The sequence below is a fragment of the Streptomyces poriferorum genome (assembly GCF_019399235.1).
Taxonomy (GTDB): Bacteria; Actinomycetota; Actinomycetes; order Streptomycetales; family Streptomycetaceae; genus Streptomyces; species Streptomyces poriferorum.
In genome coordinates this window covers 1-4,595 of sequence record NZ_JAELVH010000530.1, presented here as the reverse complement: position 1 = coordinate 4,595, position 4,595 = coordinate 1, and the positions used below count along the sequence as shown (strand labels likewise).

Here is a 4,595-nt window from a genome sequence, read left to right as displayed (position 1 = left end):
CATGTCGTTGATGGCGACGAAGGCGGTGGGCGGACGTGGGCCGCAGAGGAGTTCGCGGGCGGCCTTGCGTCCCAGTTCGGCGGCGTCCTTGTCGCCGAACTCCGCGGTGTCGGCGCCGGGCCACACGATCGCGTCGGCCGGGTCGAGGCCCGCCGACTCCAGGGCGGCGCGGAAGCCGCGCAGCCGCTCGCGGCGGTTGACACTGTTGACCGAGCCGGAGACGAACGCCAGTCGGCGGTGTCCCAGTTCCAGCAGATGACGGGTGGCGAGCTCGGCGCCCATCGCGTTGTCGACGCTGATGGAGGCCAGCGACGGCGGATCACCCGCCTGGGCGGTGCGGTCGAAGGCCCCCCTCTCGGCCAGCGCGATGGCCTCCAGCTCCCGGGCGAGCGCCCCCCAGAAGGGGTTGGCGACGGACGGCACGATCAGGCCGATGACCTTGATCCGGCCGGTGCGCAGCATGCGGGCCGCGCGGTTGGGCCGGTAGCTGAGCTGCTCGATCACCTGCTCCACGCGGGCCAGGGTCGCCGCCTGCATACGGTCCGTACGTCCGTTGAGGACGTTCGACACGGTGCTGGCGGAGACACCCGCAGCCTCCGCGACCTGATGGATCGTTACCCCGCTCATGCCACCTCCGGTTCGGAACGTGTTCAGCCACACTAGTGTACCGATTTACTGAACTCTCTTCACCGGTACACCCGTTAACTTCCCGGAAAATTGTTGTGCATCAGCTGTTGACGCGCCTCTCGGAGCGTTCTTAGTCTCAGTGCATCGATTTACCAGCACTTCCCAGCCATGGCTGGGATGCCATCGCTGGATCGATCCACTGCCTCCACCTCAAAAGGGGTGCCCAATGGAACTCAAACGACGGTCGCTGCTCGCCGCCATCGGCGCAGGTACGGCTGCGGCCGCACTCTCGGGCTGCGGCACCGGCTCCACGGCGGCCGGCTCGGCCGACGGTCCCGCCGAGGGCGAGATCACGCTGCTCACCCCGATCTACGAGAACGCCAACGGCAAGACGCTGTTGGAGAAGGAGATCCTCGGCGGCTTCCGGAAGAAGTATCCGGACGTCAAGGTGAACGTGGACTACACCACGTACGCGCACCTCAACGAGAAGATCACCACGGGGATGGCCGGCGGCCTGCTGCCCGACGTCCTGATGATGGGGGTCGGCTGGATCCCGCCGTTCGCGGCCAAGAAGGCGATCGCCCCGCTGCCCGAGAAGTTCGCCACCGCGCACGACTACGAGAAGCGGGTGCTGGAACCGTCGCGCTACGACGGCAAGCTGTACGCGCTGCCGGTAGTCCTCGACACCCGCATCGTCGTCTACCGCAAGGACCACTTCGCCGAGGCGGGGATCAAGAAGACCCCCGCCAACTGGGCAGAACTGCGGGCCGTGGCGAAGCAGCTGACGAAGGACGGCCGGATCGGATTCGACCCGTTCTCGATCGATCTGCGCCAGTGCTGGGAGACCTTCCTGTTCGCCAACGGCGGTCAGCTGTTCAGCGCCGACGGCAAGAAGGTGCTGTTCACCGACAGCCGGGGAGTCGAGGCGCTGGAGTTCTTCAAGGACCTGATCAAGGACGGCTCCGCCAACTACGCCAAGAAGACGGACCCCGGCGCACCGACGAACGTCCAGACGGGCAGGGCGTCGATGATGATGACGACCAGCGCCCTGTGGGAGCAGGTCCGCGAACAGAACCCGGAACTGCTGAAGGACGACACACTCGGCGCGTTCGTGCTGGCCAACCGCAAGCCGGCGATGCTCCAGGGCGGCACCCTCGTCACGCAGTCGGCAAGCTCCAAGCACCCCGCGGCGGCCCGTGCGCTGGTCGAGTACCTCGCGACCCCGGAATCGATCCTGGGCGCGGCCAAGCAGCGCGGCTCGGTGCCCGGGCTGAAGGACCTGAGCGACTCCAGCTACGTCAAGGAGAACAAGTTCGTCGATCTCTCCCTCCAGAACATGGGCGCTGCCTGCTCCGAGGGCGGCACCGCGGCCTGGATGGAGATCCGCGAGAAGATCAAGCCGACGCTGGAGCCGGCGATCGTGGGCGGTCAGTCCGCGAAGGACGCCATCGCGGAACTCGGCCGTCTCGCCGAGGCCGCCATCGGCCGGATGTGAGGCGCCACTGTGGGAGCTGTATCCGTACTGAAGGCACGGCCCGCGCGGCCGCCTTCCCTGCCCGGTAACACCCGGCCCGCCAAGCAGCGGGCCGGCAGGACCCCGACGGGTCCGGGCCGCCGCCGGCAACGGGCCGGCATGCTGATGGTGGCCCCCGCCCTGCTGCATGCCGCCCTCTGGATCGGCCTGCCGGTCGTCGCCTCGGTCTTCCTGGCCTTCACGAAGTACGACGTGCTGACGCCGCCGCAGTTCGTGGGCCTGGACAACTTCAAGGAGATGCTGGACGACGCGGTGTTCCGCAAGTCCATCGTCAACACCGTCAAGTCCATCGTCAACACCGTCATCTACACCTTCTTCACCGTGCCGTTCGGCATGATGCTGGGGCTGCTGCTGGCGCTCGCCCTGCACACGGGTCTGAAGGCGCGCGGCATCTTCCGTACCGCGATCTTCCTGCCGCAGGTCACCGCCACGGTGGCGATCGCACTGGTCTGGCTGTGGATCTACAACCCGAACAACGGGCTGCTCAACGCCCTGCTCTCGTTTGTCGGGATCGACGGTCCGGCCTGGCTCTCGTCGACCACCTGGGCGTTGCCCTCGGTGATCCTGGTCGGGGTCTGGCAGGGCATCGGCATGAAGATGCTCATCTACCTGGCCGCGCTCCAGTCCCTGCCGAGGGAACTGTACGAAGCGGCGTCGGTGGACGGCGCGTCCAAGGCCCGGCAGTTCTTCTCGATCACTCTGCCGCTGCTGAAGCCCGCGACGTTCTTCGTACTCATCACCTCGATGATCACCGCGTTCCAGGCGTTCGACCAGATCTACATCCTCACCGAGGGTGGGCCGGCCAACAGCACCACGATGATGACGTACGAGATCTACAAGTCCGCCTTCCGGGAGTTCCGCGTCGGCTACGCCAGCGCCCAGTCCCTGGTGCTGTTCGTCCTGCTGATGGGCTTCACCCTGGTCAACCGGCGGATTATGGGAGGTACCCGTGGCCACAACTGAGCTGCACAAGCCCGGGGTCGGGCACACATCCCGCCCGGTGGCGCAGCGGAAGCCGCTCACCGTCGGCCGGATCGCGCTCTACGTGACGCTGTCCGTGATCTCCCTGCTGATGGTGGTGCCGTTCGTCTGGATGGTGCTGACCTCTCTCAAGACTCCGGTGGAGATCGCGTCGCAGGACGCCGGACTGCTGCCGGAACACTGGGACTTCAGCAACTACAGCGAGGCGCTGACGGCCGCGCCCTTCGCCACGTACGCACGCAACAGCTTCATCATCGCGACCAGCCACACCCTGCTCAACCTGGTGTTCGCCTCGATGGCGGGGTACGCGCTGGCCCGGATCAGATTCCGGGGCAGCGAGGTCATCTTCTACCTCTTCATCGCGGCCCTGATGATCCCGACGTACACCAAGGTGCTGCCCGAGTTCCTGATCGTCCGCTTCATGCCGCTGGCCGGCGGGAACGACCTCTTCGGCCAGGGCGGCAGCGGCTGGCTCGACACCTGGTGGGCGCTCATCGTGCCCGGTGCGGTCACTCCGTTCGCCGTCTTCCTCTTCCGGCAGTTCTACCTGGATCTTCCGGTGGAACTGGAGGAGGCGGCCAGGCTGGACGGTCTGGGCGAGTTCCGGATCTACGCCCGGATCATGACGCCGCAGGTCAAGCCCGCGCTCATCACGGTGACGCTGCTGACCTTCGAATCGTCCTGGAACAACTTCCTGTGGCCGCTGCTGGTGACCCGGACGGACAGTCTGCGGGTCATCCAGGTGGGGCTCTCCGTCTTCAAGACGGAGAACGGCCCCCAGTGGCACTTCCTGATGGCGGGCACCACGCTCGCCACCCTGCCCATGGTCATTCTCTTCCTGATCGGCCAGCGCTACTTCGTGCAGGGCTTCGCCACCGCCGGTCTCAAGTGACCGGTCCCGGTCCTCAAGGGCCGGTTATCGAAAGGGTTACCCCCATGTCTGCTGATCTCCAAGGTTCCCGCGCGCTGGTGACCGGGGCAGGCCACGGCATCGGCCGCGCCATCGCCGTCGCCCTGGCCGAGGCCGGCGCCGATGTCGCGGTCCATTACCACTCCTCCGCCGACGAGGCCGCGAAGACGGTCTCCGCGATCGAGGCGCTCGGACGTAAGGCCAAGGCGTTCCAGGCCGACGCGACGGTGACGGCCGAGGTGGACCGCCTGGTCGAGGAGGCCACCGGATTCCTCGGCGGGCTGGACGTCCTGGTCTGCAACGCCGGTCATCTGATCGGGCGGGCAACCATCGCCGAGATGTCCGACGACCACTTCGACCGGGTCATCGACACCAACCTGACCTCGACGTTCCGTACGGTGCGGGCGGCGCTGCCGCATCTGAAGGAGTCGTCCGCCGGCCGCGTCATCACGATGTCGTCGCTGGCCGCGCACAACGGCGGCGGCCCCGGCTCGGTCGCCTACGCGGCCGCCAAGGCCGGCATCCGGGGCTTCACCAAGGGCC

5 protein-coding genes are annotated in these 4,595 nt (G+C 67.0%); 4 read left to right on the top strand and 1 reads right to left on the bottom strand.

Annotated features, from left to right (window positions below; genetic code table 11):
• The coding region (locus tag JGS39_RS39350; RefSeq protein ID WP_219574560.1) for a LacI family DNA-binding transcriptional regulator at positions 1-627 on the bottom strand (627 nt) is incomplete at its 3' end.
• A gap of 226 nt (positions 628-853) precedes the next feature.
• On the opposite strand from JGS39_RS39350, the gene JGS39_RS39345 reads away from it, so the two are divergent.
• The 4 genes from JGS39_RS39345 to JGS39_RS39330 form a co-directional block, all read left to right on the top strand.
• Entirely contained in the window at positions 854-2,122 is a 1,269-nt protein-coding gene (locus tag JGS39_RS39345; RefSeq protein WP_219574559.1) for an ABC transporter substrate-binding protein, read from the top strand.
• A gap of 9 nt (positions 2,123-2,131) precedes the next feature.
• Positions 2,132-3,124 (top strand): carbohydrate ABC transporter permease, encoded by a 993-nt coding sequence (locus tag JGS39_RS39340; RefSeq protein WP_308120995.1) that lies wholly within the window; start codon positions 2,132-2,134, stop codon positions 3,122-3,124.
• Positions 3,111-4,034 (top strand): carbohydrate ABC transporter permease, encoded by a 924-nt coding sequence (locus tag JGS39_RS39335; RefSeq protein WP_308120994.1) that lies wholly within the window; start codon positions 3,111-3,113, stop codon positions 4,032-4,034. Before JGS39_RS39340 ends, JGS39_RS39335 begins: the two co-directional genes overlap by 14 nt.
• A 44-nt stretch (positions 4,035-4,078) precedes the next feature.
• The coding region (locus JGS39_RS39330) for an SDR family NAD(P)-dependent oxidoreductase (protein ID WP_219574558.1) at positions 4,079-4,595 on the top strand (517 nt) is incomplete at its 3' end.